General features: G+C 67.9%; 1 protein-coding gene. It reads right to left on the bottom strand.

Going from position 1 to position 588, the window contains the following annotated elements:
• A partial coding sequence (locus ACLQ25_RS32790) for a C39 family peptidase (RefSeq protein WP_425734601.1) occupies positions 1-281 on the bottom strand: 281 nt, incomplete at its 3' end.
• Positions 282-588 lie beyond the last annotated feature (307 nt).

A 588-nucleotide genomic window follows, 5' to 3' on the forward strand; every position in this document is an offset into this window, starting at 1 on the left:
CCCATCTCCTTGGCCATCGCGTCCACGCTGATGTCCTTGCCCTGCACACTCAGGGCGTTACGGGTAGCGGCCGGGCCGCAGTAGTAGAAGTTCGGCTGCGCCTCGTAACGCACACCCAGCTGACGCTCACCGTGACCCTTACGCTCGGACTGGCCCTGGCTGGTCGGCTTGGCGGTGCTCTCAGCGGCGAACGCGGTCGTAACCGGACCGGCGATAGCCCCACCGGTGAACGCGAGACCAGCAGCGGTCAAAGCAGTCTTACGAATCAGATCGGTACGCATAATGGCGTGCTCCTCTGCTACATCGGGGGAAAACGCACACGGCACACGGGGATGCGCTGTGCGGGAAGAAAGTCTTTGGGGGGACCAGGCCCGGCGACCCAGCCGGGCCTGCTCGGGGGTGTCCCGGAAGGGGGTGCAACGGCCCGTGCCAGCGGATCATTCCCGCCGGAGGACCGAGGGTGGCCGGTGGTGCTCGGCCGTGCGGGGGATGTAACGACGCCGACCCGGCGGGTGTTCCCAGGCCCAGCCAACATGGTGCTCGGCGGTGCGGGGGATGTAACGACACCGGCCCGGCGGGTGTTCCCGG

Source organism: Micromonospora sp. DT44 (assembly GCF_049841635.1).
Classification (GTDB): domain Bacteria; phylum Actinomycetota; class Actinomycetes; order Mycobacteriales; family Micromonosporaceae; genus Micromonospora.